At 42.5% G+C, this 26,811-nt stretch carries 32 protein-coding genes; all 32 read right to left on the minus strand.

Annotated features, from left to right (window positions below; all coding sequences use genetic code 11):
* Window positions 1-4: 4 nt before the first annotated feature.
* A complete protein-coding gene (pyrH, locus tag AAIG11_RS02940) occupies window positions 5-715 on the minus strand; it encodes a UMP kinase (RefSeq protein WP_343184773.1) in 711 nt (236 codons plus the stop codon).
* A gap of 91 nt (window positions 716-806) precedes the next feature.
* On the minus strand, window positions 807-1,451 hold the full coding sequence (gene tsf / locus AAIG11_RS02945; RefSeq protein WP_343184774.1) for a translation elongation factor Ts: 645 nt from the start codon (window positions 1,449-1,451) through the stop codon (window positions 807-809).
* A 77-nt stretch (window positions 1,452-1,528) separates the two neighbouring features.
* Window positions 1,529-2,248: a 30S ribosomal protein S2 gene (rpsB, locus tag AAIG11_RS02950; protein ID WP_343184775.1), complete on the minus strand. Its 720-nt coding sequence runs from the start codon at window positions 2,246-2,248 to the stop codon at window positions 1,529-1,531.
* A gap of 175 nt (window positions 2,249-2,423) precedes the next feature.
* Window positions 2,424-2,810, minus strand: coding sequence for a hypothetical protein (locus AAIG11_RS02955; protein WP_343184776.1), 387 nt, complete (start codon window positions 2,808-2,810; stop codon window positions 2,424-2,426).
* An 85-nt stretch (window positions 2,811-2,895) separates the two neighbouring features.
* On the minus strand, window positions 2,896-3,201 hold the full coding sequence (locus AAIG11_RS02960; RefSeq protein ID WP_343184777.1) for a hypothetical protein: 306 nt from the start codon (window positions 3,199-3,201) through the stop codon (window positions 2,896-2,898).
* Between the two features lie 12 nt (window positions 3,202-3,213).
* On the minus strand, window positions 3,214-4,644 hold the full coding sequence (locus AAIG11_RS02965; protein ID WP_343184778.1) for a flagellar assembly protein A: 1,431 nt from the start codon (window positions 4,642-4,644) through the stop codon (window positions 3,214-3,216).
* 27 nt (window positions 4,645-4,671) lie between these two features.
* Window positions 4,672-5,400, minus strand: coding sequence for a FliA/WhiG family RNA polymerase sigma factor (locus AAIG11_RS02970; protein WP_343184779.1), 729 nt, complete (start codon window positions 5,398-5,400; stop codon window positions 4,672-4,674).
* A 24-nt stretch (window positions 5,401-5,424) separates the two neighbouring features.
* On the minus strand, window positions 5,425-5,910 hold the full coding sequence (locus AAIG11_RS02975) for a chemotaxis protein CheD (RefSeq protein ID WP_343184780.1): 486 nt from the start codon (window positions 5,908-5,910) through the stop codon (window positions 5,425-5,427).
* A 3-nt stretch (window positions 5,911-5,913) separates the two neighbouring features.
* A complete protein-coding gene (locus tag AAIG11_RS02980; RefSeq protein WP_343184781.1) occupies window positions 5,914-6,546 on the minus strand; it encodes a chemotaxis protein CheC in 633 nt (210 codons plus the stop codon).
* Window positions 6,543-7,031, minus strand: a complete 489-nt coding sequence (locus tag AAIG11_RS02985; RefSeq protein ID WP_343184782.1) for a chemotaxis protein CheW — start codon at window positions 7,029-7,031, stop codon at window positions 6,543-6,545. Before AAIG11_RS02985 ends, AAIG11_RS02980 begins: the two co-directional genes overlap by 4 nt.
* Before the next feature lie 11 nt (window positions 7,032-7,042).
* Window positions 7,043-9,088: a chemotaxis protein CheA gene (locus tag AAIG11_RS02990; protein ID WP_343184783.1), complete on the minus strand. Its 2,046-nt coding sequence runs from the start codon at window positions 9,086-9,088 to the stop codon at window positions 7,043-7,045.
* Between the two features lies 1 nt (window position 9,089).
* A complete protein-coding gene (locus tag AAIG11_RS02995) occupies window positions 9,090-10,274 on the minus strand; it encodes a protein-glutamate methylesterase/protein-glutamine glutaminase (RefSeq protein ID WP_343184784.1) in 1,185 nt (394 codons plus the stop codon).
* Window positions 10,275-10,916: a flagellar brake protein gene (locus AAIG11_RS03000; RefSeq protein ID WP_343184785.1), complete on the minus strand. Its 642-nt coding sequence runs from the start codon at window positions 10,914-10,916 to the stop codon at window positions 10,275-10,277.
* A 12-nt stretch (window positions 10,917-10,928) separates the two neighbouring features.
* Window positions 10,929-11,831, minus strand: a complete 903-nt coding sequence (locus AAIG11_RS03005; protein WP_343184786.1) for a MinD/ParA family protein — start codon at window positions 11,829-11,831, stop codon at window positions 10,929-10,931.
* The gene (gene flhF / locus AAIG11_RS03010) at window positions 11,831-12,967 is read right to left on the minus strand and encodes a flagellar biosynthesis GTPase FlhF (protein WP_343184787.1); all 1,137 of its coding nucleotides are present in this window, start codon (window positions 12,965-12,967) and stop codon (window positions 11,831-11,833) included. Before flhF ends, AAIG11_RS03005 begins: the two co-directional genes overlap by 1 nt.
* Window positions 12,964-14,994, minus strand: a complete 2,031-nt coding sequence (gene flhA, locus AAIG11_RS03015) for a flagellar biosynthesis protein FlhA (protein WP_343184788.1) — start codon at window positions 14,992-14,994, stop codon at window positions 12,964-12,966. Before flhA ends, flhF begins: the two co-directional genes overlap by 4 nt.
* Window positions 14,991-16,097, minus strand: coding sequence for a flagellar biosynthesis protein FlhB (gene flhB / locus AAIG11_RS03020; RefSeq protein WP_343184789.1), 1,107 nt, complete (start codon window positions 16,095-16,097; stop codon window positions 14,991-14,993). The genes flhA and flhB overlap by 4 nt, the downstream gene beginning before the upstream one ends.
* A 10-nt stretch (window positions 16,098-16,107) precedes the next feature.
* Window positions 16,108-16,896, minus strand: a complete 789-nt coding sequence (fliR, locus tag AAIG11_RS03025) for a flagellar biosynthetic protein FliR (RefSeq protein ID WP_343184790.1) — start codon at window positions 16,894-16,896, stop codon at window positions 16,108-16,110.
* A gap of 15 nt (window positions 16,897-16,911) precedes the next feature.
* Window positions 16,912-17,181: a flagellar biosynthesis protein FliQ gene (gene fliQ / locus AAIG11_RS03030; RefSeq protein ID WP_343184791.1), complete on the minus strand. Its 270-nt coding sequence runs from the start codon at window positions 17,179-17,181 to the stop codon at window positions 16,912-16,914.
* Between the two features lie 21 nt (window positions 17,182-17,202).
* Entirely contained in the window at window positions 17,203-18,006 is an 804-nt protein-coding gene (gene fliP / locus AAIG11_RS03035; protein ID WP_343184792.1) for a flagellar type III secretion system pore protein FliP, read from the minus strand.
* A gap of 159 nt (window positions 18,007-18,165) precedes the next feature.
* Window positions 18,166-18,315, minus strand: a complete 150-nt coding sequence (locus AAIG11_RS03040; RefSeq protein ID WP_343184793.1) for a hypothetical protein — start codon at window positions 18,313-18,315, stop codon at window positions 18,166-18,168.
* Window positions 18,316-18,330: 15 nt separating this feature from the next.
* On the minus strand, window positions 18,331-18,693 hold the full coding sequence (locus AAIG11_RS03045; RefSeq protein WP_283408404.1) for a response regulator: 363 nt from the start codon (window positions 18,691-18,693) through the stop codon (window positions 18,331-18,333).
* Between the two features lie 135 nt (window positions 18,694-18,828).
* Window positions 18,829-20,007, minus strand: a complete 1,179-nt coding sequence (gene fliY, locus AAIG11_RS03050) for a flagellar motor switch phosphatase FliY (RefSeq protein WP_343184794.1) — start codon at window positions 20,005-20,007, stop codon at window positions 18,829-18,831.
* A complete protein-coding gene (fliM, locus tag AAIG11_RS03055) occupies window positions 20,000-20,995 on the minus strand; it encodes a flagellar motor switch protein FliM (RefSeq protein WP_343184795.1) in 996 nt (331 codons plus the stop codon). The genes fliY and fliM overlap by 8 nt, the downstream gene beginning before the upstream one ends.
* A 12-nt stretch (window positions 20,996-21,007) precedes the next feature.
* Entirely contained in the window at window positions 21,008-21,424 is a 417-nt protein-coding gene (locus tag AAIG11_RS03060) for a flagellar basal body-associated FliL family protein (protein ID WP_343184796.1), read from the minus strand.
* A 22-nt stretch (window positions 21,425-21,446) separates the two neighbouring features.
* Window positions 21,447-22,193, minus strand: a complete 747-nt coding sequence (locus tag AAIG11_RS03065; protein WP_343184797.1) for a flagellar motor protein MotB — start codon at window positions 22,191-22,193, stop codon at window positions 21,447-21,449.
* Complete coding sequence (locus AAIG11_RS03070) at window positions 22,193-22,981, minus strand: flagellar motor protein (RefSeq protein ID WP_343184798.1); 789 nt, start codon at window positions 22,979-22,981, stop codon at window positions 22,193-22,195. Before AAIG11_RS03070 ends, AAIG11_RS03065 begins: the two co-directional genes overlap by 1 nt.
* Before the next feature lie 28 nt (window positions 22,982-23,009).
* Window positions 23,010-23,204 (minus strand): flagellar FlbD family protein, encoded by a 195-nt coding sequence (locus tag AAIG11_RS03075; RefSeq protein WP_343184799.1) that lies wholly within the window; start codon window positions 23,202-23,204, stop codon window positions 23,010-23,012.
* 65 nt (window positions 23,205-23,269) lie between these two features.
* Window positions 23,270-24,664: a flagellar hook protein FlgE gene (locus AAIG11_RS03080; RefSeq protein ID WP_343184800.1), complete on the minus strand. Its 1,395-nt coding sequence runs from the start codon at window positions 24,662-24,664 to the stop codon at window positions 23,270-23,272.
* An 87-nt stretch (window positions 24,665-24,751) separates the two neighbouring features.
* The gene (locus tag AAIG11_RS03085) at window positions 24,752-25,141 is read right to left on the minus strand and encodes a TIGR02530 family flagellar biosynthesis protein (protein ID WP_343184801.1); all 390 of its coding nucleotides are present in this window, start codon (window positions 25,139-25,141) and stop codon (window positions 24,752-24,754) included.
* 26 nt (window positions 25,142-25,167) lie between these two features.
* The gene (locus AAIG11_RS03090) at window positions 25,168-25,596 is read right to left on the minus strand and encodes a flagellar hook capping FlgD N-terminal domain-containing protein (protein ID WP_343184802.1); all 429 of its coding nucleotides are present in this window, start codon (window positions 25,594-25,596) and stop codon (window positions 25,168-25,170) included.
* 37 nt (window positions 25,597-25,633) lie between these two features.
* Window positions 25,634-26,629 carry a flagellar hook-length control protein FliK gene (locus AAIG11_RS03095; protein ID WP_343184803.1) on the minus strand — a complete coding sequence of 332 codons (996 nt, stop codon included), beginning with the start codon at window positions 26,627-26,629 and terminating at the stop codon, window positions 25,634-25,636.
* Window positions 26,630-26,811 lie beyond the last annotated feature (182 nt).

Consider the following 26,811-nt stretch of genomic DNA (forward strand, 5'->3'; position numbering starts at 1 on the left):
GAAATTAGCTGTGAATATAGGTGCCAATGGCTTTGCCCAACACCACTTTCTTAATATTTTCAGGGTCGTCAAGGCCAAACACTTTGATGGGAATCTGATTATCCATACACAAGGAAGTTGCTGTAGAATCCATGACTTTAAGCCCTCTATTTAACACATCAATGTAACTGATATCGAGTAGCTTGTTGGCGTCATCGTTTTCATTGGGATCTTTATCATATACTGCATCCACTTTTTTAGCCAGTAGAATAACATCTGCTTCAATTTCAGCTGCTCGCAAAGCCGCCGTTGTGTCTGTTGAAAAATAAGGATTTCCAGTGCCGGCTGCAAATATGACGACGCGATTTTTCTCCAAGTGTCTTACCGCACGTCTGCGAATGTAGGGTTCCGCAATTTGCCTCATCTCAATAGCGGTTTGAACACGTGTAACGACTTCAACATTCTCCAGTGCATCCTGGAGTGCGAGACTGTTGATAACGGTCGCCATCATACCCATATAGTCTGCAGTCGTTCTGTCCATATGTGTACCAGTGCGCCCTCGCCAAAAATTACCGCCGCCAACAACAACAGCCACCTGAACACCCATATTAACCACTTCTTTAATCTGACCGGCGATACGCACAAGCGTATCAGGGTCAAGGCCAAATCCCTTTTCTCCCGCCAATGCTTCTCCGCTAAGTTTAAGTAGTATTCGATGATATAAAGGTTTTTCCATCAACTGATTCTCCCGTCTTGCTGATGTTTTAAGGCATCATTGTCAGACTTCATAGTTAAAGAGAACACCAAGGTGTTCTCATTTGAATCAATTACTGGATTTGTTTTGCCACTTCTTCTGCAAAATTTTCCTCTTTTTTCTCGATTCCTTCGCCAACTTCGAAGCGCGCAAATCTTCTAATGCTCAGATGTTCGCCGATTTTTGCCACTTTCTCCGTTAATAGTTGTTGAATCGTCATATCAGGATCTTTCACAAAGTCTTGCTCAAGCAGACACACTTCTTTGTAATATTTTTCGATGCGGCCTTCCACCATTTTATCAACTATTTTTTCTGGCTTTCCTTCGTTTAGTGCTTGTTTGCGTAGAATGTCTCGTTCCTTCTCAATCATGTCTTGAGGAACTTCTTCACGACTGACGTATTGTGGGTTTGAAGCAGCAATTTGCATGGCAACATCCTTGACAAAATTACGAAACTCTTCATTTTTCGCAACAAAGTCTGTCTCGGAGTTCACTTCCAGCAAAACACCGATTCGTCCACCATGAATATATGCTTCAACAATACCTTCTGCAGCGATTCTGCCTGCTTTTTTGGCAACTGCTGCCAGTCCTTTTTCTCTCAACACTTCCACCGCTTTTTCCATGTCTCCGTCAGTTTCAACCAGCGCTTTTTTGCAGTCCATCATGCCGGCTCCTGTTTTTTCTCGTAATTCTTTAACCATGCCTGCCGTAATGTTCATGAGTTCACCCTCCATGATAATAGTAAAGGCAAGGGGTGGAATGACAAATGCACTCCTACCCTTACCTTATTATAACATTAAGCTTCCGCTGAAGTTTCTTCAGCTTCATCCTGAAAACTTTGTTTTCCTTCTACGACAGCATCTGCCATAGTTGCCGCCAAAAGCTTAACAGCTCGAATGGCATCGTCGTTGCCAGGAATCACATAATCAATTTCATCAGGATCGCAGTTGGTGTCAACAATCGCAACTACTGGTATTCCCAATTTTCTGGCTTCCAATATGGCAATGCGTTCTTTTCGGGGGTCTACCACAAAAAGTGCATGTGGCATTTCTTTCATGTCCTTGATTCCACCCAAAAACTTTTCGAGCCTTTCCATTTCATGCTTCAGTTGAATGACTTCTTTTTTGGGTAGAACATCGAAGGTGCCATCTTCCTCCATTTTTTCAAGCTTATGCAAGCGGTCAATGCGCAGCTTAATGGTTTTGAAGTTTGTTAACATGCCCCCCAGCCATCGCTGATTGACAAAGTACATGCCACAACGTTTCGCTTCCTCTGCAATGGATTCTTGAGCCTGTTTTTTTGTTCCAACAAATAGAATCTTTCCGCCTTCTTCCACCACACTCTTGATCACATTGTAGGCCGCATCAACTTTTTTGACAGTTTTCTGCAGATCAATAATATAAATACCATTTCGTTCTGTGAAGATGTACTCTGCCATCTTGGGGTTCCATCTTCTTGTCTGGTGCCCAAAATGCACCCCTGCTTCTAACAACTGCTTCATTGATACTACACTCATTTTGCTAACCTCCTGAATTGTTTTATCCGCCACTTCCATCCATTTTCTCCGGGACTCCCTGTGGGAGCACCTCCATCGAAATCAAGAAGTGTGTGATTTGTTGCCTTATGTATTCTATCATATCAATCGTTGCAAGGCAACGGATTTTTATATTTAGGATGTGTAACTGTTAATTTCAATAATCATCTTTTGTCTCTCGCATCTGCTTCATGACCGCACGTACCATTTGTGCTTCGCCAATGCTCTTTCCTGTTAGTTTTGCAGCCTGTTCCACAGATATCCCTTCCTGCAGCAATAGAATCAATTCCTGGTTTTTTTGAACAAAAGTGTGAAATTGAAGGCTGTTGAGGAAAGAGGATGGAAATGAATCGGTTGCTCTTGGCTGGTCTTCATTCTTCTGTTGAAGTTGCATAACTTCATCTTTCAGGTTGGCAACTTCTTCTTCCATGGCGGTGACCCGCTCATCCATTCTCCTGATCTTCTCCTGTTCAAAGATGAGTTTTTCCGCTACTTTTTGAACAATTGTATCACCCGCTGTGTGGGATGATCTACTTCTTATCATTGCCAACGTTGACAAGATCATTGCGACAAGACTTATGATGGTTACAGCCGTCATAATCTGCAGTGTTTCCGGCAAATCCTTCACCTCAGATCCTTATATCAAGCCGGTTTCCTTTGTATGATTCTGTTGCCTTTTTTTCTGAAGGATTTTTTTTCTTCTTGTTCTTCTGATGTTGCCGATCATTTTTCTGCTGACCGTCTTCATCCACCAAACTCCCCTGAGATGCATCAGAGTGGATGACTTTACTTTTATTGCGCTCCACTTCCGACTGTACATTATCTTGCATAAAAGCATTTATATTGCTTCCTCGATGATGTTGTTCATGCTGATTTTTTGCTTCATGTACCGTGTTGAGAGCAGAAATCGAATGATCAATGGGTTTGATGGACACGTTGCTCACCTCCTATTTCTCATACATCCCGATGGCTACATCACCTTCCCTGTAAAAAAGCGTGCACATTGCTAAATCATCATATACATGCTTGACCGCATTATAAATGGATATTCGAACACCAGGATAAATGGTTTGAGAAGCATGGATTTTTCCTTTGGTGGCATCTTCCATTTGCTGATCCATATCAACAATTTCCCGCTGAATGTCAAGCTGCTGATCTTTCATCACTTCATAAGTTTTCACTGATCTTACCAGCATATCTTTTTTCAATGGCGGCAAAGGAACATTTTTATTCATCTTATTAAGTATTTCTATGGTCTGTTTTAAGTTCTCGAGGTTCTTGACAGTTTCTTTCAGTTTTGCTTTTGCCTGATCATACTTTTCTTTTAAGTTAGGATCGATGCCTACTTCGATTTGCGTTTGTGTTCCCATCGAAGAACCTATAACCTGTGCGACTATTTCTTCACCTGCTTTAACAACGCCGCCTACAATCAATCCTTTTTTACCTTTAATTAGGATTTTTCGACGTGCATAAACAACGCTGTGGAGAATACAATCCGCTTCAACGTTGCCACCTGCATTAATTTTTGTATTTTCAATGTACCGTGCAATCAAATCACCTTTGCAGTATAATTCAGCTTGATTGTTCCCCTGAATACCCCTTTTCAGAACAATATTTGAATTTGATTTGAGTATAGCACCTTCAACAACACCTTCTACCTCAATGTCACCATCTGCTTCAATTACAAATCCAGATTTCACATTTCCTTTTACAAGCACTTTTCCGTTAAATCGAATATTACCAGTGGTGTTATCCACGTTCGCAGGTACTTGGTAAACGGGGCTTACAGTAATTTTTCCGTCTCGTATAAAGACTTGTCCATCTGCCAAGGCCCGCATTTGGAGGCTGTCACTACTAAGTTCAACGAACTTACCAGGTTGAAAGCGAGCAGGTTTTCCAGATTTTTGCGGTACAATTTTACCTGTGACATCAGTACCAGGCACACCTTCTGTCGGCAATATTTGTTCAGCCAGCAGGTCATTTTGACGGACATTTTCAATTAAATCAAGATTCTTAAAATCAACCGTTCCATCTTCGTTAATGGATGGTTTTTTCTGCTCCTCAATGTTAAAGTGATAGACCACCTGTCCAGCTTCGCCGTCAACCGGTCTCTCTCCCCTGGCACAAACAAAACTGTTTTGATAGTGCTGATGCGCAACTTTTTCTTCAATGATATGCCGATCAATACCATGTGCCACATTCGCTGCTTTAAGAGCTTCAGTAACCGTTTCAACCGTTACGGGACGCCCCTCTCCCACCGGTTCTGTGAAAAGCATCGTTGCTTCCATCCGGTCAGGAGAGAGAGTAATTTTTACTTCTCCATCAATATTCTGAGGTTCCTTGTGTTCAGAGATATTAAAATCATTAACTTCCGTCATATTGATCCCCCTCGTGAGCAGTGATGTCTATCCTTCCATCCTGTTTCGAATGCGGGTTACAGCCTTTGAATGTAATTGTGAGATTCTTGATTCTGAAACACCCATAATATTGCCGATCTCTTTATATGTTAACTCTTCATAATAATAGAGTGAAATCACTTGGCGTTCTCTGTCAGGCAAGAGTTCAATGCTCTCTATGAGTAGTTTGCTCGTTTCACTTTTCATCAACATCTGCTCAGGTAATTCTTGATGAGATTCCACTGCTTTAATTTCTTCTGCGGAATCCATTAGCTTCTCTTCCAGGGAAATCATATTGAATGTGCTGGTTTGTTGAAGTACTGATTGAAATTCCTGAACCGACATATCCAGCGCTTCTGCTATCATTGTGTCTGAAACTTGTCCCTGATACTGGTTTTCAAGCTTTGAAATGACTTCTTCGATTTGCTTTGATTTCTGTCTCACAGAACGGGGAATCCAGTCCAGATTGCGAATTTGATCCACAACCGCCCCCCGAATCCGTATTTGGGCATAAGTTTCAAACTTAACATTTTTGCCTGGATCGAATTTTTCTATGGCGTCAATCAACCCAAAAATACCGTAACTCACGAGGTCATCGAATTCCAGATGGTTTCCATAGGTGGCATATAGTCGTCCGGCAATAATCTTAACCAGCTCCACATATGTTTCGATTAATCGGGTTTTAGTCCCCGGATCCTTATGCTTCCTATAATGTTCCCACAATTCTTTGGTATCCATGGTGAGTCCCCCCGGCAGCCAGAGTTATAGTTCTCTCATTCCTTTACCAATGGCTTTGACAAGTAGTCGTCCCGAGTCAGGGTATATTTCTATGGTACGACCATAATTTCCTCCTGTATCTTCTGCATGGAGAGGTATGCGATACTCTGTCAGTAATTTTTTGGTTGCTATCGTGTTTCGTGATCCAATTTTCATTATATCTGATTGGCTGTCCATTGCAAACATCTGTGCTCCACCCGCTATTTTTGCATACAATCGACTTCTGAGAGCTCCTGCTTCCACCATTTCTTTTAGCAGTATTTCCAATGCTGTATCAGCAAACTTGGCTTTGTTGGCATTGTTCTTTATCTGAGTACTATCTGGCAACATAATATGTGCCAGTCCCGCCAGTCTTTTGTCTGGATCATATAAGGCAATTCCCACACATGAACCCAACCCCAGGGTTGTCAATACATCAGGAGCTTTCGCGATTTTCAGGTCGGCCATACCGACTTTGATTAGTTCTGCCATGTATTAACTCACTCCCAGGGCTTCAAGTAAAATGCCATAAGAATTTTCGTCGGGTATCAGAAAAAAGTTTGCTGTCACTTCTTGCGTTCCATCAAAGAGACGATTTTCAATCATAAGTACTTTATCACTGATTTCGCCGAATTGAATTGCCGGAACACTGAGAATAGCCCCCGCCATATCGACACACAGTGAAGGTGGTGATAAATTAATTCTGAGGTTCGTCAGTGCTGCCAAAGAAGATATATACGAGCCCGATAGTATGTTGCCAATTTCTTGCAAGGCTGACCTGTCCATCTCATCCAAATCGTACATTTCATTTTCTCTGAAGTCGGCGGGATCTTTGCCCATTAGTATCCCTGTCAACATCTTGGCAGACTGAATATCCATCAGCACCATAATATTTCCCTTAATGGCACCATCCATTCCAAAGTAAATGCCTGATACAACATTCTCTTCACCGCCAAGAATACCCGGTACTTCTTCAATGTCCATAATTCTGACAACAGGTACTTTCATATCAACTTTTTTTTGAATCATTACCGCTAATGATGTTGCAGCGTTACCTGCACCAATATTTCCAATTTCCCTCAAAACATCTAAATGTATACTATTCAGGTCGTCAATCGAACGCGTCAATGTTCCTGACTCCTTTCCTCCGATGATTCCTGATCATTTAAACCAAGTATCGCAAACACATCCAACATAATAATCATTCGATCATCAATTTTGCCGATTCCTTTTATTGATGTATCTTCCACATGACTTAACACACTTGTTGCATTTTCAATATTCTCCTGTGGGATACTCAATACTTCTGAAGAACTGTCAGTCATAATTCCAACTGTCAGCTCTTCAACCGAAAGAATGATGATCCGCGAATCATCCGTCATAGGTATACTTTCCAGTCCAAACAGCTTTCTCAGATCAATAACTGGAACTATTTCGCCCCGAAGATTGATGACTCCTAGAATATAAGGCTGTGCATTGGGTACGCGAGTGATATCTGTTACTTTTTCAATGATTTCGACAAAGTGAATTGAAACCCCATAAGACTCGCCATCCAACTTAAAAATAACATACTGGTCCACAGCAGCATCGTGCTTTTGATCCTGATTGTTCATATAATCCCTCCTTAAAAGAAAGAGTTGGTGTCAACAATTAAAGCAACAGTTCCATTACCCAGAATAGTAGCACCTGCAATCCCTTGAATTCCAGATAAGTACCGTCCCAGTGACTTTATAACGACCTCTTGTTGACCTATTAATTCATCCACTACGAGGCCGAAAGTACGGTCTCCATGATTGACAATGACAACCGTATTCTCTTCCTGTTTTTCGTTCTCATCAGGTACTGAGAGCAGATGTGACAATCTGAGAACAGGTAAAGTGGACTGACGGAAAAGCACCACCTCTTTCCCCTGAACCTTTCGAATGGCGCTTTCTTGAATGGTTGAAATTTCACGAATATTATTCAACGGTATGGCATATTTCTCCACCCCTACATGTACCAGAAGTGCCTGTATGATTGCAAGCGTCAAGGGAAGACGGATGATAAACCGAGTTCCCTTCATGGGCTGTGAATCAACCTCAACGACGCCACCCAACGTCTCAATTTTGGTTTTCACCACATCCAGACCAACACCACGTCCTGAAAGATCTGATACAGTGTCTGCTGTGCTGAATCCGGGATGGAAGAGAAACTGGATGACTTCTTTATCTTCCATCAGCTGGCTTTGAGACTGAGAAATCAAACCTCGATCAAGCGCTTTGGCTTTAACTCGTTCAATGTCAATCCCTTTGCCATCATCCTGAACTTCAATCACTACACTGTTCCCATCGGGATAGGCGATTAGTTTAAGCGTTCCCGCTTGATCTTTATGGTTTCTAATGCGTGTTTCAGGCTCTTCAATGCCATGATCAATGGCATTTCTAATTAAATGAATCAATGGGTCGCCTATCTCATCAATGACAGTACGGTCAACTTCTGTTTCTTCACCTGTCAACTGAAGGTTAATTTCTTTGCCTAAATCTTTTGATAGATCACGAACCATTCTTGGGAAACGATTAAATACTCGTTCGATCGGAACCATTCGTACCTTCATGACTGCATCATGCAGACTTGTAGTAATTCTCTCCAGTTGTTCAGTTGTGTCACTGATCGATTTTTGCTGACTCATCTGGTGAGCGTCTTCTAACCGCGTCTTAATAATAATCAACTCACTCACGAGGTTCATCAGATTATCAAGACGATCAATGTCCACCCGCACAGTTTTCCCAGTTTTTGCTTTTTTCTTAGCATCCAAGTCACCTTTTGATGCTTCTGTCATTCCACCCTTATCCAGGTCCATCACTGCTGCAGCTATTTCAGTGGGTGCGTGTTTCGCATCGTTTGCGCTGTTTATGTTATCATTTGTCAACTCCGTTGCAGTCACTTCATCCACTTCAGCAATATTGCTCAATTCTTGAATTAATGAAACCTCTGGTTTTTCGGTAATGACCGTCAAATCAAAAGAGAAATCAAATTTCTCATCTTCGATGTCTTCAATACTTGGATTTGCATGAATAATTTCTGCCATCGTTTCAAGAGTGCTGAAAATGATATAAGCTCTGGCAGATTTAAGCATGCATTTGGGGTTGAGCGAAATTCTCAGTCTGAAAATCTGGTAGCCCTTATCAGAAGCTTTCTGAATCATACTTGCAACATACTCATCTACTTCAATATCGATTTCTCCATCTGCAGCTTCTTGATCATCTGGAGGCGTGTTGATCGTAGTTTCAGTTGTTTTGGTTGGTGACTGCGGATTCTCAAGAAGCTGCAGATTTTTTACGAGCTCGGCAGAAACATTTTCACCTTCCTGCTGTGTTGTTTCGATACTCACAACATAGTTTTCCAGTTGATCAAGGCATTCAAACAAGAGATCAACCACTTTTCCGTTGACAGCCAGCTTACCATTGCGAATGTGATCAAGGACATTCTCCATTTGATGTGTCAGACTGAGTACATGATTGTAGCCCATGGTGCCCGACATTCCTTTTATTGTATGAGCGATACGGAAAAGTTCATTTAGATGGGTTGTATCCTGAGGATTCTTCTCCATTGTCAGTAAAATGTCGTTCATATGCTGCAAATGTTCTTTTGACTCATCAATAAACATATCTAAATACTGGTTCACATCCATCCTACCGGCCTCCTATTCTGTTGGTGATTGCATCGGTGATCCGTTCCAAAGATACTACCTGGTCGACAACGCCTGCAACAACTGCACTTTTGGGCATTCCATATACAACACAACTTTGTTCATCCTGAGCAAGTACGTACGTTTTTGTGACACATTTAAGGTTTTTGATTCCCTTCGTTCCATCAGCACCCATTCCTGTCATAACAACGCAAATGACCTCATCAACACTACTTTCTGCCAACGAATCAAACATGCGATCCGCCGCGGGTCTGTGACCCCCAACGGGATCTTCTCTTGTGAGTTCGATGTGCAATCGATGCCTGAACGGTTTGACTGTCAGGTGATAGTCGCCGGGAGCAATGTATACTGTTCCTGGCTGTATTGCTTCACCTTGTTCTGCCTCTTTGACAGTCACTTGCGATAACTGATTAAGGCGTTCCGCTAAGGATTTTGTAAAACCAGGCGGCATATGTTGCACCACCAAAACTGGAAGCGAAAGATTTTGAGGTAAAAAGGGTATCACCGATTGTAATGCTTTTGGTCCTCCCGTTGAAACCGCAATAGCAACTAACCGATTTATCGAAAGTGAAGATTCTTCAGCCGTTGTCATTCTCATACCCCTAACCGGCGGTTTTTCAATCATCACTTTTGACTCATGACGCGTGTGAGAATCTTCAATGCGTTCCCTTTTTGATGACTTGGAATGATCTTTAACCTGCACTGCAGCTTCTTGTTTCACACTGGTCAGAACATGGGGTGGCATCGCCTGAACTCGATAGGAAATTGATTCCTTTATTTTGGAAATCAGGTCATTTCTGAACTGCCCTGATGTAATCATAAAAGAAAGAGTTGGTTTTTGTATGAAATCTACAGCACCCAGTTCCAAAGCACGAATTGTCTCAGAACTTCCTTCTTCCGTAAGGCTGCTGAGCATGATAACGGGTAAAGGACACTCTTTCATCACCGCTTTCAGAGTTTCAAGGCCATCCATTACCGGCATTTCAATATCCAGAGTGATCACATCTGGTTTATCCTGAGCAATAATGCCCATGGCTTCTTTTCCATTGCGTGCATGAGCTATCACCTGGATAGCTGGATCACTATGTAGTATATCATTAATGACTTTTCTCATGAACGCAGAGTCATCAACAACCAGCACCCTTATGGGAGTTGAGGGATTCCTCATCTAGACCAGTCCTTTTTGGCGCAACTCTCCTTGTTTGTGGAAAATATAGCCAACTATTTTATTCTGATTTTGTTCACTAACATCGATGAATTGTGCGCCAATTTCATAGCGCTTATCATGGGGCATCCTCTGAGAGCGAACAATTTTTGCCGCCACTGCAATTACGTGTTCATCAAGATGTAATGTGCATTCAATTTTTTCTCCCACATAAAATGATCGCGGGGAAATCATTCGAACACCACCGCCACTGATATCCTGAACAATCGCGTCACAAGATTGATCATTTTCAAGGCTTCTTAACTTGCACTGCAACATGTATTTCAAGCGGAAGAACTCACGCCTCTGAGTTTTTTCCGGCTCTGTCAATCGGGCAATCTGAAAGTAAGTCAGGTAATTATCCTTCACTTTTTTTAAAAAAGATGCCTGAAACATGTAGATACCCGCCTCGCGATAGTAGATAATATCAGCCTTCTGGCCAACACGAATGGGGTACTCAACGCCCTTAGACACAGGTGGTGTCAAATAATAGAACTCGCTATCGACATTCATCACCTGAGAATAAAGAATCATATATCCCTCAGGATTTGACGGATGATGAATGCGCACGTCCACCTTATCTCCTGTTTCCAAAAGAATTTCCATCGATCCCGCTCCTTACCGGAAAATCCCCATTAGTCGATGTACAAATCCACCTTTGTTCATGGATGAATGATCAAAGGCATCATTTTCATTCGTCAATCTCAGGGCAATCACTTCAATGTTCTTGGCAGCGATACTGCCAGGATACTCAACCATTAAAGGCGTCTGCTTTTTGACAGCTTTAGATACCGATACATCTTCAAGAACAGTTCCCAATTTCTCTAATTTTTTACCCAGAAATTTCTCGCTGGCATTACTTATTTTATCATAATACTGATTTCCTTCTTTTGTGGTTTCAGCACGGTTAATCACAATGTGGATGCGCGTCGTCAATTTTTCATTGGATATGGCTTTGATCATTGCGTAAGCATCAGTTAGTGAGGTGGGCTCTGGCGTTGTCACCACTATGATATCATCACTTGCTCCAGAAAATGCCAGAATGCTTTTTGACAAACCTGCGCCAGTGTCAATGATGGCCACATCAAAAAGCTGGTATAGTTCCTGAAAGTGAAAAATAAGCCGTTGAATTTTTTCCTGTGGAAGATCCAGCAAATCCATCATCCCAGAACCGCCTGAAATAATTTTGAGGCCTTCTGGTCCATTTCCAAGAATATCTTCCAGCTTCATATCTGAGTATAACAGATTATTTAAAGTGTAGCGGGGTACTGTTCCTGCTACAACATCAACATTGGCCAAACCCAGGTCGGCGTCAATCACAACGGTACGCTTTCCCAGTCGACAAAGCGCTATTCCCAAATTGATTGAAAAGTTTGTTTTGCCGACTCCGCCCTTTCCGCTTGTAACGCAAATAAACCTTGTTTTTTGTGCTGATGGAACAGTTTCAGCACTATCTAAGGTCTCGGCTTTATTTTCGATCCTGTTCTGGATCATTTCTCTTAATTTGCCCGCCTGATCCATTATGGTTTCTCCTTAATGAGCAGATTAATGATTTTTTCAACGGTTACTGTTTCAATATCGTCCGGCACACTTTGTCCTGTTGTCATAAATGAGATGGGTTTTGATGTCAGTACAGGTACATTTACCAACGTTCCAAAAGCTGAAGCTTCATCAATTTTTGTGATAATGATTTTATAGTCATCTAAAAACTGATACTTTTCCAGTATATCACGAATGTCTTGTTGTCGTGTTGTACAGCTTAATAATAAATAAATTTCTTTCTGTGGAATTTGCTCCAGCAACCCCATCAATTCAGTCATTTGCTGATCATCCTGATGACTTCTACCTGCTGTATCGATCATAATGAGATCAAGATGGCTCAACTGTTTTATGGCTTCTCCCACCTCAGAGGCCTGATAGATCACCCGCAACGGGATATTAAGAATATCTGCATAAGTTCTCAGTTGTTCGACAGCTGCAATACGATAGGTATCGGCACTAATAAGGCCTACACTCTTCCCTTCATTTAGAGAAGCTCTTGCAGCTAACTTGGCAATTGTTGTTGTTTTTCCAACACCCGTTGGGCCGACAAAAACAATAATCCGTTGTTTTGGATCATAAGGTTTAATGATAACATGCTGCTGCACACATTCTCTTATGATTTCTCGAATGTCGTGCTCATCGCTTGGAAAGTCTTTCATTGAGTGAAGGGAACTCTGGCAGTTCTGGGCAAGTTTGTCAGCAACCGACTGATCCAAATCATTTTTTCGAAATATAAGATCAATAAATGATTCTTCAATAGCCACCTTCCCTTTATCAATGTCATTTTGCTGTTGCATCAATTGATTGATCATTTCCCTGATTTGCTTCAACTCTTCTTCAACCGGATCAACTTTTGGTTGAGCAGGTGTTATGGGTTTCATTCTCTGAACCGGTTGCGATACGGTTGTTTGAGGTTGTACAGAAGTACTTATATGAGGAGACGATAAATCTTCTTTAGCGGCAACAACTTCGATCACAGGCTTTTTGAAAAAACCTAATAATCCTTTGGGTTTCACTTTTCGCTGATGAATGATGACTGCGTCAGGCCCCAGTTCCATTTTCACCTTCATCAATGCTTCATGATTGTCTCGTGCCTGAATTCGTTTAATCTTCATGCGGCACTCACCACCCCAATGGATTCAATTTCTACAGACGGATCAATTTCATTATAAGATAAAATGATGAGGTCCGTCGAGATTTGCTCAGAAATACGTTTGAAATAAATGCGCACAACAGGCGCAGTTAAAACCACAGGTTGCTCTCCCATGGAAATCAGCTTTTGAACCTGACGGGAAAGACTATTTAGTAAACGTTGCATCAGATCAGGCTCCAGGTTCACATAGGTACCACTTTCAGTCTGCTTTAAAGAAGACATAATGGCTTGTTCCAGTGATTTGTCTAAGACAATCACTCTGAATGGTTGCGTCGTAATAAACTGTCGGGTAATTGCACGACTAAGCCCTTGTCGGACGTATTCTGTCAACATATCAGTATCACGTGTAATAACAGCGTAATCTGCCAGCGTTTCGAGAATCGTCACCAGATCTCGAATGGAAATCCCCTCTTTCAAAAGATTAACCAACACTTTTTGAACTTCACCTAACGATAACTGACTAGGGACCAGTTCATCCACCAGAGCACTGTTTTCTTCCTTGACATTATCAATTAGTTTTTTAACATCCTGACGGCCAAGGAGTTCATGTGCATGCTTTTTAATGATTTCTGTCAAGTGGGTTGCAATGATTGAGGGTGGATCAACGACAGTGTAACCGGCCATTTCAGCTTTCTCACGCTCCTGCTCATTAATCCATTTGGCAGGCAGACCAAAAGCTGGTTCAATCGTTTCAATACCTTCAATGGACTCATCAGCCGTGCCGGGGTTCATGGCCATGTAATGATCAAACATGATGTCACCTGATGCAATTTCTATTCCCCTGATTTTAATAATGTACTGATTTGGTTCCAGCTGGATATTGTCGCGCAGTCGAATCATCGGAACAATAATTCCCATTTCCAGAGCACACTGACGCCTAATCATGACTAATCGATCAAATAAGTCTCCTCCCTGGCTGGCATCTGCCAGAGGCAAAATGCCATACCCAAATTCCAGTTCTATTGGATCTACGTTAAGCAGTGGCATCACATTTTCCGGTTTTCGTTTTTCTTCAATTTCTTCCTGAATCATATCCATTGGTTCAGCTGTTTCAATTTGCTTGAGCTCTCTTCTTAAAGTCAGTCCCATGAAGAGAAAGGCGAAGGAAATAACTAAGAATGGAAAAGTGGGCAACGGTGTCATCCCAAATAAAAACAATACTCCCGAGAGTATCAGCATCACCGTTGGCTGTCGAAATAATTGTTGGAGCAGGTCACTTCCCAGATTACCTTCAGAAGCCGCTCTTGTAACAATAATACCTGTTGCTGTTGAAATGAGGAGCGCCGGGATTTGAGAAACCAACCCATCTCCTACCGTTAGTAATGTGTACTTCTGGATCGCTTCGCCAAAACTAAGGCCTCCAATGGCCACACCTATAACCAGGCCTGCCATGATGTTAATTAATGTAATAAGAATACCGGCAATCGCATCATTTTTAACAAATTTACTGGCACCGTCCATAGCACCATAAAAGTCGGCTTCCTGCTGAATTTTTTTGCGTCTTTCTCTGGCCTCCAAATCATCGATGAGACCGGTATTTAAATCAGCATCAATGGCCATTTGTTTTCCTGGCATCGCATCCAATGTAAATCGAGCTGCAACCTCAGCAACCCGCTCGGCTCCTTTTGTGATGACGAGAAACTGGACCAGTACAATGATGACAAATACAATAAATCCCACTATCGCGTTACCCTGCATCACAAAATTACCAAAGGTGTCAATCACACTGCCTGCATCACCTTGTGAAAGAATGTAGCGTGTTGTTGTAATATTTAAAGACAACCTGAATAGCGTTGTTACTAGCAAAATAGACGGGAATACAGAAAATTCCAGCGCTTCACGAATGTACATAGCAAGCACCAGAATCAAAAGCGCCAATGAAATATTGAAACTGAGCAGCACATCGAGCAAGCCCAATGGAATTGGTATAACAATGATGACAACAATACCAATGATTGCTAAAACTACTAAAATGTCGCCCTGTTTCATCGTCGGGCCTCCTTCATTTGTTTGCTATCCAACTGATAAACATAAGCCAAAACTCCAGCAACAGCCTCATAGAGATCTGGAGGGATTAAATCACCAATTTCAACGGTATCATATAAAACTCTTGCAAGTACCCGATTTTCGACCATTGGAATACCATTTTCTTCAGCAATTTTCTTGATGTTTTGAGCGACGAGATTTTGTCCTTTCGCCACCACAACAGGTGCTGTATATTGTTCAGGCGCATATTTAACAGCTATGGCATAATGAGTTGGGTTTGTGATGACCACATCTGCTTTGGGAATTTCCTGCATCATACGCCGCATTGAAATCTGCATTTGCTTTTGGCGAATTTTTGACTTGATTTTAGGATCTCCCTCAACCTGTTTGTGTTCGTCTTTCACTTCCTGCTTACTCATTTTAAGCTTCTTCTCATGTTCATATTTCTGATAGTAATAGTCTAAAACAGCTAATAAAACTAAAACGGCTCCGGCTCTTAATCCGATATTTAGAGTTATTTGCGACACAATGGCAATCGATTGATGGATCTCACGCTCCATTAAGCTGAATATCGTTCCCAGTTGGGATGCAATATAACGAAAAATGACAAACCCAATCAAAAATATTTTAACCAGCGATTTAAAAAGTTCCATCACCTTTTCAAGGGAAAAGAGCTTTTTGAGTCCTTTTATGGGATTAAGCTTGCTTAGTTTAGGTTGAAGCGGTTTTGATGTAATTAAAAATCCAACCTGTAAGAAACTGCAGGTGACACCAATAACCAAAACCACCAGCGCCAAAGGCATTGTCATAATCAGAATTGAGGTAATGAGTGTAAGTGTTAACGACTGAATATTTTTGATGGTAAAAAGATGGTCCCCCAGCATGAATTCATCAAAAACATAATGACTGACATTCATCATTGTTGAACCATAATGACTTGATAGCAAAAAAAGCAGGACAAACGCAGCCAGCAGGGTCAGTGAAGTGTTTATTTCCCGGCTCTGCAGCACCTGTCCTTCTTCTCTTGCTTTTTTCCGTTTTCGGGGAGTTGCTTTTTCAGTTTTTTCATCTTCGGCGAACAGCTGAAGATTAATTGACCATTCCATAACATCATCCTTATGAAAGCAAATGGATCACCTGATAAATTCCCTGAAACATACGGTCAAAAAAGCTTTCAGAAAAAGGTAACAGCGCCTGCAGCGTCACCCAAATAGTCAGCATACCGACAACAATTCGCAATGGCATACCGACTACAAATACATTTATTTGGGGCATTGTTTTGGCAAAAATTCCAAGAACAACATTTGCTAAGAAAGAAGTCACCACAACCGGCAGGCTTAAGAGAAATGCCATAACTGTCATGTCTCTAAAAAAGGTGATCATTCCACGAACTAAATCATCTGACAATGTGATTAAATGACCAATTGGAACCTGGTGATAACTATCATTAAGCGCTCTGATAACTAAATGGTGACCGTTGATGTTCAGAAAAATAAAAACGAATAAAATGTTGTAAAAACTTCCGAAAATAGGCATTTCAGTGTCAGATAATGGGTCAATGGCATTTACCATGGCAAATCCTGTTTGCCTGTCGAGCAAAGTGCCCGCCAAAGAAGTAAGCGAAAAGTAGATGGCGCCAACAAACCCGATTATTACTCCCACAAGCAGCTCTTGGGTGGCTTGACCAGCAAATAACACCAAGTTACCACTATTGGCAACAGCAACTCCTTCAACCAGCGGCATCAATATAAAACTAATCATACCAGCCAATCCAATTCGAGCAACCATGGGCGTATTCTCATTGGAAAAGATCGGCGCCGTTACGAAAATGCCACTGACGCGCATAAATACCAACAGGAAAAGATCAACTGACTGCAACAAAAAATCAATGATATTTTGTTCCATGGACTGCACCACTCTTTACTGAATAAATTGCGAAAAGTCACTGAACAAACTGGTTGTAAAGTTGATTATAATAGAAAGCAGCCATGGTGCGAAGATGATCACTGAAGCAAAAACAGCAACGATTTTAGGAACAAAAGTTAACGTCTGTTCTTGTATGGAAGTGATTGTCTGAAATATGCTGACACTCAAACCAACAATCAATCCAAATCCAAGCATTGGAGCAGCCATGATGAGGATAGTTAACATGGTTTGCTGGCCTAACTCAATGATCATCCCTTCGTCCATTGTTCTTTCTCCTTCCGTTGCTTATCTGAAGCTTGTGATCAGTGAACGAATAATCAGGTTCCATCCATCCACCATAATAAATAGCAATAGCTTAAAGGGCAGTGATATCATGGCTGGCGGCAACATCATCATCCCCATGGAAAGTAATGTGCTGGCAATCACCATGTCGAGAACGATGAACGGAATGAACAAGACAAAGCCAATCTGAAACGCAGTTTTCATTTCACTGATGATAAAAGCAGGTATTAGAACCGTGTTGGACACCTCATCAAGACTTGTCACTGGTTCCTCATCGGCAATCTCCATAAACATGGCGAGATCCTTTTCTCGGGTTTGTCGAAACATAAACTCACGTATCGGTTCCATTGCATTTGTAAATGCCTCAATTTGATTAATCTCCTGATTAAGGTAAGGCTGCAACGCTTGATCGTTGATATCTGTCAGTACTGTTCTCATGGTAAAGAGGGTTAGAAAAAGCGCCAAACCAATAATAACCTGATTAGGAGGTGTTGTTTGCGTCGCAATTGCTCTTCGCAGGAATCCCAAAACAATCACAATACGCGTAAAACTTGTGAGCATAATCAGAATGGCAGGAGCCAATGACAGTACCGTCAGTAAAAGTAATATCTGCAGACTCGAAGCAACATCTTCGGGACTTTCGGCTTCGCCAAAATTGATTTCCAGACTGGGAAAAGGTAGAGTTGCAGCTTCAGAATGGTCAGGTGCTCCAATCACCGATATTAAAACTATCAGCAAGAAAACCACGCAATGAAGGCTCACCCGCTGTGATCGATTCTTATGATGAATACCTGTTGAATTAATCATAATCACCCTCTTGAGGGCCTTCCTGTCGAACATCAGGGCTGGTCCGTGTGATCAGTCGATGAATCATCTGAGAAAATCCGACTGGTTTGGATTTGTCAATCGTTATATCTCTGGTTTTCTTGCTGTTTTCCCATTCTTCAATTGAATATTTATCAAGTGTCACCATTTTTCCAGCAGGGATATGTGGCGCACTTTTGAAATCATTGATGTCTTATCGCCAATCCAGCGTGTAGTGTAATGAGCGCCGATAATGACAAGTGTTGTAGCAGCGAAAAATAGAAATAATGACACCGCAGCAGAGTCATTCATATAAAACATCCTTTACTATCCAATCACTTTTTTCACTGCTTCAATGACGCGTTCAGCCTGAAAAGGCTTAACAATAAAGTCTTTTGCCCCAGCCTGAATGGCTTCAATGACCATACTTTGTTGTCCCATCGCTGAACACATGATAATCTTTGCATTTGGATCAACTTTCTTAATCGCCTTAACTGCTTCAATCCCATCCAATTCAGGCATTGTAATATCCATGATAGTAAGGGTTGGTGATAGCTCTTTGAATTTTTCGACAGCCACTGCTCCGTTTTCTGCTTCCCCGATTACTTCAAGGCCATTTTTTGTTAAAACATCTTTGATCATCATTCGCATAAAGGCTGCATCATCGACGATTAGAATTCCATTAGCCATTGGTTATCCTCCTCAAATTTTGATCGGCTGAATCCTGCATCAGCAAATCTCTCCATCATTGTTTTCAATTAAGTGTGTGTCTCAGCACAGCACTTCGCATTCCATTATACACAATTCAGCACTAAACATAAAGCATCATATCTTCGAGAAACGCTTATTGGGATTAACAATGTCCGTCACTCGAATCCCATAGTTTTCATCTATCACCACTACTTCACCCTTGGCAACATATTGACCATTAACAAGTATGTCCAGCGGCTCTCCCACGATACGGTCAAGTTCAACAATTGTACCCGGTCCAAACTCCAGGACTTCACTCACACGTTTCACTGTACGTCCCAGCTCAACAGTCACTTTTAATGGAACATCCTGGATTAAAGCAATGTTTTCAGGAATTGTTGTCCCTGATGCAGTATCGTCAAAAGACTGAAATTGAGCAGGCTGAACATTCACATTTGGCTGTGGCTGAGCAATCGGCGGTGGTGCTGACTGCATCTGCGGTGTGGCAGGCGATTGCATCGTCGGCGTTGCCGGCAACGGCGCTTCATCGAAGTCCATCATGAAGTCATCATTTACTGCTGGTATCGGCTGTGGTGCTGTCGCAGTTTGTGCTTCCGATCCACCGCTCTCAGGCATCAATGTTTGAACCATCTCATTGGCAAAATCAATTGGAATCAGTTGCATGATTTCACTGTCAATCAAGTCCCCAACTTCCATTTTAAAAGCAATGCGCACAAAAGTTTCATCCATATCTGATACATGCTGATTCAGATTTGGTGTCTGTAAATCAAGTTGAAATGCTTTTGGGGGACTGATATCAATTTTTTTCATAAACATTTCTGATAGGGAAGTTGATGATGATCCCACCATTTGATTCATCGCTTCAGCAATAGCACTCAAATGCAGGTCAGAAATGGGATCGTCTGTCGCCTCGGGGGACTGACCCATCATAAGATTGGTGATAATTTTCACATCAGACTCTTTCAACACCATTAGGTTAGTGCCTTTAATCCCTTCTTTGTAGCGCACTTCAACTCCAACGAAAGGAAGCGGATATTCTTTTGAAAGGTTTTTGAGACTCATTAGTGCAACCCTGGGTGTCGTGATCACAACTTTATTATTCAACAATGTTGATAATGTAGTTGCCGCTGTTCCCATGCTAATATTGCCAATTTCACCAATCGTATCTTTGGCCTGCTCTGAAAAATAGATTTCTTCTTCAGCCGCTGCCGCATCTGATGATGGTTCATCGTCAGATGAATCGCCACCGCTCAACAGAGCATCAATTTCTTCCTGGGATAACATATCACTCATCAAGTTCATCCCCTCTCTCTTCTTTACTCGTGATTCTCACAGCTAAATGGTTATTGCTGGTACCCGGCACACCTCTGTATTTCATTTTATCACCCACATAAAGAATCAATTCACCATCAGTCGGCGTGTCGAGACCAATCACATCACCTACCTGCATTTCCAGAAAATGACGTACAGTTATGTGCGTATGTGCCAACTCGGCTCCTATTTCTACCCGTGTTTTTTCAACACGTTTCTGAAGCTTCAGCTTATCATCTTCAGTCACTGATTTTGAAATGCTTGCAAACCAAAACCGGGTGCTCAGCTTGTCGATAATAGGCTCAATCACCAAGTGAGGCAGGCAAATATTGAGCAGCCCTTCCACCTCTCCTATTCGCAGACTCAGTGTCACCAATGCAATCGTTTCATTGTGAGAAACAATCTGTGCAAACTGGGAGTTTGTTTCAATTTTATCCAGTTTGGGATTAAGTTCAACCACATTCTCCCAAGGCTGTTCCATAAGTGCAATGATTTGTCTTTTCAACTTTTTGATCAGTGTCAATTCGATTTCAGTAAAAGTGCGCGATTCATTAAACGGTTTTCCACTGCCTCCCAGGATGCGGTCAATAATATTAAATGCTATTGCGGGTGAAAGATCAACAATGATTTGACCTGATAAGGGTTGAAAGTTGACAATTGACAATACCGCAGGATTAACCACGGAGTTGCTGAACTCATAATAGGACAGCTCTTCAACGTTCTTGACCTCAGCATGAATATAGGTGCGCAAATATCCGGAAAGAAACGTATTTAATGACCGGGCAAAATTTTCGTGAATAATCTGCAGGGTCCTCAACTGATCCTTTGCCAGCTTTTTAGGACTTTTAAAATCATAGAGTTTGATTTTTTTGTCCTGTTGAACATCTTTCATTTCGTCAGCATCAACTTCACCGCTGCTTAACTGCGCCAAAAGCGCATCTATCTCGCTTTGTGACAAAACATCTGCCAAGGCTGTCACCTCCTACTGCACGATATATTCCACAAAATACACGTTGGAAATCTGATCTGATTGCGACACTTCGGAGATAACCTGAATCAGCTCCTGGCGAAGTAATTGCTGACCTTCAGGGTCAAGCACATCCTCAGCCCGTTTCCCAATTAGTGTTTTTATGACGCTGTCCCGTAAAACAATATGGTTATTTTCCAGTGTTTCCAGCATTTTTTTGTCAGTTGTTTCCACCACTATCGAACCTCTGAAAAAACTTCGCTGCGAACCCAGATTTGTTGAAAATTCCCCCAGTTGATACTCAAAGGTGGGTGTCACCACCACTTTTTCAGAGGGCGTCCGAAAAACAAAAATATAGAGAAGGCTTCCCACCAAAATCGCTGTGACCAAAAATGCAACCAGCGAGATAATGATGATTTTTTTCATATCCATTTACATCCCTCCTGTCATCATATTAGCGGCTGGTGGCAGTGAACTCAGAGCGAAGTATCACAATGTCCACTCGTCGATTCTTTGATTTGTTTTCTGCTGTGTCATTTGGTGCCACGGGATGATATTCTCCATAACCCGATGCAGAAAACCGTACGGGTTCAACCCCCAGTTCTTCAATCATATATCGAACCACATTTGCGGCGCGGGCAACTGAGAGCTCCCAGTTGGTTTCATACCGCGCCCCCGGACGAAGGGGATCAGTATCGGTATGTCCTTCTATTCGAACAAATTTATCATAAAACTCCGGCTCCCGAATGACCATTCCAACAAAATCAAGTATTTCCAGTGAGTCGGTTTTAATTTCTGACCTGCCTGAATCAAACAGTACATTATCCTGAAAGCGCAGCACTAATCCTCGCGTTTCAAGTGTCACCAGAACATCTGCCTGCATGTCTCTTTCTTCAAGAAATTCTGCCAGGCGTTCCTGGAGTCTGCGAAAATCTTCCAGTTCCTGGAGTTCTTGCAGGGTAAGTTCATCCAGCTCTGCTTCTGATAATATTTCACTGGGTTCTATGGTTCGACCCGCCTCGAGAACACCCACCGCTCCCTGGAAAGACTGGATAAAAGCATTCAACTTTCCAACATCAATTTCAGAAAAGGCAAAAAGAAGAACGAAGAAACACAGCAGAAGCGTGACCATGTCGCCGTAAGTCGTCATCCACTCTGGTGCACCTTTTTTAGCTTCTTCTGCCGGTTTTTTTCTGGGCATTACTCTTCCTCACCTTTCTGCTTCTGTTCCGATATTTCAGCCCGGACTTTAGGCGGTAAGAAGGCTTTTAATTTTTCTTCGATAATTCTGGGGTTTTCGCCCGCCTGTATTGAAAGCAGCCCTTCAAGCATAATTTCTTTCAGCAAGATTTCTTCTCGACTTCTAAATTTCAGCTTGTTGGCAATGGGAAGAAAGATCAGGTTTGCCATTAGAGACCCATAAAAGGTGGTGATGAGAGCAACAGCCATACTCGGACCAATGGTGGAAGGGTCATCCAACCTTCTTAACATATTAATCAGACCGATGAGTGTCCCTATCATCCCGAAAGCAGGCGCAAACGTACCCATTACCTCGAAAATTCCCTGGCCTTCTTTGTGTCTTTCTTCCACAAATGAAAGCTCTGTTTCCAACAGGTTGCGTACCAGTTCAGGGTCTGTCCCATCAACCACTAACATCACACCTTTTTGCAAAAAAGGGTCGTCAATTTGCTCAGAGGCTTCTTCAAGGGCTAACAGCCCTTCTTTTCGGGCTGTATTGGCTAAATCAATTACTTTTGCAATAATGATACCTGCTTCATTTTTTTGTGCCGAGAATGCTTTTCGTACGACTTTGAGAGAATCCAGCACTGTGTATAGCGGATAAGCCACAAAAGTAGCTGCAACGGTACCGCCAACAACAATTAGGATAGATGGCAAGTTAAAGAATGTGACAATGTCGCCATCCTGCATAATTCCCATAATGATAAATGCCAGACCCACCAGGATTCCCACAATGGTTGCTAAATCCAAAACAGCACCCCTTTTCCCTTAGCCGATATCAAATGCTCAGCTGACTATGTATGTTGCGTTTATATTGAATAACCTTTTCCAGAATCTCGTCAACAGAGTCAACCACAACGATTTTCTGGCCGTTGGTTAGTGTAATCACGGTATCTGGTGTTTCTTCAATTGACTGAACAAGTTCAGCGTTAATGATTATTTCGCTTTGATTGAGACGTTTGAGTCTGATCATGAGCACGCTTCCTTTCAGGTTTTCCGGGAGCCGCTACCAGCTCCCGGATTCATTTCCTGTTGAACCTATCGCTTCATGTTGACAACTTCCTGTAACATTTCATCACTGGTGGAGATAATACGTGAATTCGCCTGGAAACCACGCTGGGTGGTGATCATGTTGGTGAATTCTCTTGATAGGTCTGTGTTTGACATTTCAAGGGCACCGGGATTTAGTCCACCAAATCCACCTGCTCCAGGTGCACCGATGATAGCCTGCCCTGAGTTGTTGGTGACACGGTACAAATTACTGCCGGTTTTTTCAAGACCTGCCGCATTTTTGAAGTTTGCCAGAGCGACACGACCGATGATCCGACTTTGGCCATTATCAAAGAATCCGGTGATTTCTCCTGTTGAGGCTACTGAAAAGTCTTCCAGTGTCCCCTGTTTGAAGCCATTGATATTTGGAGCTGAAGCCGTGGATTCGTTGGCAAACATAGTTAAGCCTGCAAAGCTGATCGTAAACGGCAGATCGCCTGCTCCATTGGTTAGCCCTGCACCAATGTTTAGATTTAAGGTTGTTGTTGTGCCAGTAAGTCTGCCGTCTTTATCAAACTCAATTGTTGGGCTTGCTGTCGGTGCAGTCGGCGGGTCAGTGACAGTTCCACCTGTTGCTCCTCCTGCTTGAATGACAGTGCCATCTTTATTTAGGTAGAAGGTTTCCATTGAATACTCACTGATGGGATTATCAGGGTCTGTATTATCCACTCCAGTCTTAACAAAAACTTGCTTGATACGGTGAATACCTCCCAGACCATCATATACTTCAAAGGTTGTTTCGCGGGCAATGTATTGTTCCATTCCTGCATTTACAACCAGACGATCGTCAACAATCGAATATATCCCTGCTGGATCCACAATAGCACCTGCCCAGACAGGTGCTTCGCTGTTCAGATTGCCTTCATACCCCACGCGATCTGTTGCTTCAGCTGGAAAAGACTGGGCTTTGGAAATAACAAGCCCTTCCAAATTGCTTCCCAGAACACCTTCATTGTCTGCCATATATCCCAGTACCCGATACCCATCCGGGGTAACCATATTGCCATCCCGGTCAAGAGCAAAACTGCCGGCCCTGGTGTAACTTCTGTTGAGAAAATTGGCATCGTTGGAAACAATAAAAAACCCATCACCGTTAATCATCATATCTGTATTGTAATCGGTTCGTTCCACAGCTCCACGAATATGAAAGGTATCCATGGATGCCACGTTAATCCCTAAACCCACTTGTTGCGGGTTGGTACCCCCTAGGCCCGCCTGGGGAGACCCGGCGCCTCTCAGGGTTTGGTTGAAGACTTCCTGAAAAGTCACCCGGTTTGCCTTATATCCCACTGTGTTGACATTCGCGATGTTATTGCCGATGGCATCCATGCGAAGCTGATGAGCCCGCAGGCCCGACACAGCAGAGAACATTGATCGCATCATCTTACATGACCTCCTATGAGTTGGTTCACTTCCTCTGTCAGTCGGAAGTGACAAGCCCCCACCACGTGGTCCGGCTTGTTGTTCGTTTTAGACAATCACTGCCCCATCGATGTTGGTAAAAACCTGGTCTTTTAACTGATCCTCCACCGTAGCAGTAATCACTGTTTTGTTCTTCACACTGGCAATGAATGCACGATTATCCATCATAATCAGTGTCTCTTTAATTCCTTTTTTTGCTGCCTGATTGATGCCAGCATCAATGCGCAGTATTTCCTGAGGTGTCAGTTTGATATTTCGCTGCATCAATCTCTCAGTGGCATGTTTAGAAAAAACCACCTGATGCTGTTTCTGCACTTGTTCGTTCAAGATGTGTTTGAAAGAGTTGCCATGATCTGTTGCCGACGTGATTTTTTGATTTCCTGCAGCCGGCTGAACAGGATTGATGGCTGAGTTAATTTTTAGTTCATATGCCTTCATGCTGTCGCCTCCCTGCGAACATACGCTTATGGTTCTGCTACTTCTTCATCCTCATCATTGCCTGCTTCCGCATCCTCGGGATCCGGGTTTTCCGGTACCGGTGCACTGGTGCCCAGATACGCTTCAAGCATTAAGTTCAGTTTTGTTAATTGGGTGGCAATGGTTGTCTGGCTACTCACCAAATTATTATTCATGTGCACCATGTGTTCCATGATTTCTTCATGATTGTTCTTTGAAGAATCGTTGAGATTCTGCATTTGCTCCAGTGAACTGAACTGTGCCATTTGTGCAATGAACTCCCGGTCTTCCATAGGACTTAAAGGATCCTGATTGCTAAGCTGTGTCACCAGAAGTCTCATGAACGCATCTTTGTCCAGCGCGCTATTGTTCTGTCTGCTTTGCTGCGGATCATACTCCCGTGTTTTCCAATCAATTTGATCCACTGTATTCGGCATAATAGACCTCCTTTCCTGTACGTATTCCTGGCTTCACTTATCCCACTTGGTCAAATCTACCTGCTGTTAAATAAGGATTGTGAGATTCCATTTGAACAGAAGCTGTTGCCAACCCATTAACACTTTCTGAGATTTCAGCTTTATTGAGTCTTCGCCGTTGACGAGCTTTCTGAAACTGAAAAGCCCGTTGTTTTTCTGAAGATTCAGGATCTTGCCCAACGAAGACCTCCAACCCTGACAGGTTTACTCCTTTGCCAGAAAGCGCGTCTCTCAGTTGTCCAAAATTTGATTCGATTAAATCGCGAGCCTGTTGTGTTTCGGCATAAATCTTAGCAGTCAGACCATTTTGTTGATTGGCAACAAGCTGGATTGTCAGCTTCCCCAGATTTTCTGGAATCAGCTGCATGGTAACCTGACTTTCATTTTTGCCGTGAATAATCTGGATTTTTTGCATTAATTGTTGTGTCACATCCTGCTGTAAGTGTTCCTTTTGTTGATTAAGCTCCTGGACAAAACTGTTTTGATTAAGCCAGAGTTCCACCTGATTGGGTGTCATTTGGACAAGTGCTTCACCTTGATGATTGATGGTGATACTGGCCGGCTCATGAGACTGCCGTTGTTCTTTTTCCTGCTGGTCTGGCTGTTGTTGGTTCGAGTTGTCCGAAGCGTGAGTTAGGTCAATCACCGCTCCTGCCTTCTGTTCTGCCATACCCGTTGGCGATTTTTCAAACGCAACGATTTCTTGCTTTGTGTCAAGTGCTACTGCCTGTTGACTCTCTTCCAAAGTCGTCGGTTGATGTTCTTTTGCAGCTTGAGACAGTTTTTGCAAACCTTCTTCAGGCATTAGCTCCTGTTGCAGTTTATGAAGGAGCTCTTTCAGTCCTTTTTCACTCTCTACATTACTGCTTTTCATCAGTTGCTGAAATCCTTTAACCATGTCGAGCAATGAATTTGCCAACAACTCACTTTCATTAGCCGCTTTTGATGATACGTGATCTTGATCTGCATCAGCTACTATAATCAGATCGTTCATTTTCAGTGCCTGAAGAAGCGCTGCCAATAGTTCGTCAGGAGGCATTTCCTGCCAGTCTTCCGGAATAACCATCTCCTGGTCAACTTTTGTTTCTTCAGTTTCAAGCACTTTTTCATCTTTCGCGGCTGGCAGATTCAGATTTGTTTCAGGCTGATCTTTTGCTTCTGAAGCTTCATTTTGAA

The sequence above is a fragment of the Anoxynatronum sibiricum genome (assembly GCF_039414295.1).
Classification (GTDB): Bacteria; Bacillota; Clostridia; order Peptostreptococcales; family Tindalliaceae; genus Anoxynatronum; species Anoxynatronum sibiricum.

What these genes read in the sequence shown, in the direction of transcription:
- AAIG11_RS02955 (WP_343184776.1), bottom strand. Translation starts at nt 2,810, where the DNA reads ATGATAAGAAGTAGATCATCCCACACAGCGGGTGATACAATTGTTCAA.
- AAIG11_RS03075 (WP_343184799.1), bottom strand. Translation starts at nt 23,204, where the DNA reads ATGATCAGACTCAAACGTCTCAATCAAAGCGAAATAATCATTAACGCT.
- AAIG11_RS03040 (WP_343184793.1), bottom strand. Translation starts at nt 18,315, where the DNA reads ATGAATGACTCTGCTGCGGTGTCATTATTTCTATTTTTCGCTGCTACA.
- pyrH (WP_343184773.1), bottom strand. Translation starts at nt 715, where the DNA reads ATGGAAAAACCTTTATATCATCGAATACTACTTAAACTTAGCGGAGAA.
- AAIG11_RS02985 (WP_343184782.1), bottom strand. Translation starts at nt 7,031, where the DNA reads ATGAACAATCAGGATCAAAAGCACGATGCTGCTGTGGACCAGTATGTT.
- fliP (WP_343184792.1), bottom strand. Translation starts at nt 18,006, where the DNA reads ATGATTAATTCAACAGGTATTCATCATAAGAATCGATCACAGCGGGTG.
- AAIG11_RS03085 (WP_343184801.1), bottom strand. Translation starts at nt 25,141, where the DNA reads ATGAAGGCATATGAACTAAAAATTAACTCAGCCATCAATCCTGTTCAG.
- AAIG11_RS03065 (WP_343184797.1), bottom strand. Translation starts at nt 22,193, where the DNA reads ATGCCCAGAAAAAAACCGGCAGAAGAAGCTAAAAAAGGTGCACCAGAG.
- AAIG11_RS02965 (WP_343184778.1), bottom strand. Translation starts at nt 4,644, where the DNA reads ATGACGGAAGTTAATGATTTTAATATCTCTGAACACAAGGAACCTCAG.
- AAIG11_RS03005 (WP_343184786.1), bottom strand. Translation starts at nt 11,831, where the DNA reads ATGGATCAGGCGGGCAAATTAAGAGAAATGATCCAGAACAGGATCGAA.
- AAIG11_RS03045 (WP_283408404.1), bottom strand. Translation starts at nt 18,693, where the DNA reads ATGGCTAATGGAATTCTAATCGTCGATGATGCAGCCTTTATGCGAATG.
- fliR (WP_343184790.1), bottom strand. Translation starts at nt 16,896, where the DNA reads ATGGAACAAAATATCATTGATTTTTTGTTGCAGTCAGTTGATCTTTTC.
- AAIG11_RS02995 (WP_343184784.1), bottom strand. Translation starts at nt 10,274, where the DNA reads ATGAGGAATCCCTCAACTCCCATAAGGGTGCTGGTTGTTGATGACTCT.
- fliY (WP_343184794.1), bottom strand. Translation starts at nt 20,007, where the DNA reads ATGAGTGATATGTTATCCCAGGAAGAAATTGATGCTCTGTTGAGCGGT.
- AAIG11_RS03080 (WP_343184800.1), bottom strand. Translation starts at nt 24,664, where the DNA reads ATGATGCGATCAATGTTCTCTGCTGTGTCGGGCCTGCGGGCTCATCAG.
- tsf (WP_343184774.1), bottom strand. Translation starts at nt 1,451, where the DNA reads ATGAACATTACGGCAGGCATGGTTAAAGAATTACGAGAAAAAACAGGA.
- AAIG11_RS03000 (WP_343184785.1), bottom strand. Translation starts at nt 10,916, where the DNA reads ATGGAAATTCTTTTGGAAACAGGAGATAAGGTGGACGTGCGCATTCAT.
- AAIG11_RS03095 (WP_343184803.1), bottom strand. Translation starts at nt 26,629, where the DNA reads ATGAACGATCTGATTATAGTAGCTGATGCAGATCAAGATCACGTATCA.
- flhB (WP_343184789.1), bottom strand. Translation starts at nt 16,097, where the DNA reads ATGGAATGGTCAATTAATCTTCAGCTGTTCGCCGAAGATGAAAAAACT.
- flhF (WP_343184787.1), bottom strand. Translation starts at nt 12,967, where the DNA reads ATGAAGATTAAACGAATTCAGGCACGAGACAATCATGAAGCATTGATG.
- AAIG11_RS02975 (WP_343184780.1), bottom strand. Translation starts at nt 5,910, where the DNA reads ATGGCAGAACTAATCAAAGTCGGTATGGCCGACCTGAAAATCGCGAAA.
- AAIG11_RS03090 (WP_343184802.1), bottom strand. Translation starts at nt 25,596, where the DNA reads ATGCCGAATACAGTGGATCAAATTGATTGGAAAACACGGGAGTATGAT.
- AAIG11_RS02990 (WP_343184783.1), bottom strand. Translation starts at nt 9,088, where the DNA reads ATGGATGTGAACCAGTATTTAGATATGTTTATTGATGAGTCAAAAGAA.
- rpsB (WP_343184775.1), bottom strand. Translation starts at nt 2,248, where the DNA reads ATGAGTGTAGTATCAATGAAGCAGTTGTTAGAAGCAGGGGTGCATTTT.
- flhA (WP_343184788.1), bottom strand. Translation starts at nt 14,994, where the DNA reads ATGAAACAGGGCGACATTTTAGTAGTTTTAGCAATCATTGGTATTGTT.
- fliQ (WP_343184791.1), bottom strand. Translation starts at nt 17,181, where the DNA reads ATGGACGAAGGGATGATCATTGAGTTAGGCCAGCAAACCATGTTAACT.
- AAIG11_RS02970 (WP_343184779.1), bottom strand. Translation starts at nt 5,400, where the DNA reads ATGGATACCAAAGAATTGTGGGAACATTATAGGAAGCATAAGGATCCG.
- AAIG11_RS03060 (WP_343184796.1), bottom strand. Translation starts at nt 21,424, where the DNA reads ATGGATATGAAAAAAATCATCATTATCTCGCTGGTTGCATTTTTGGTC.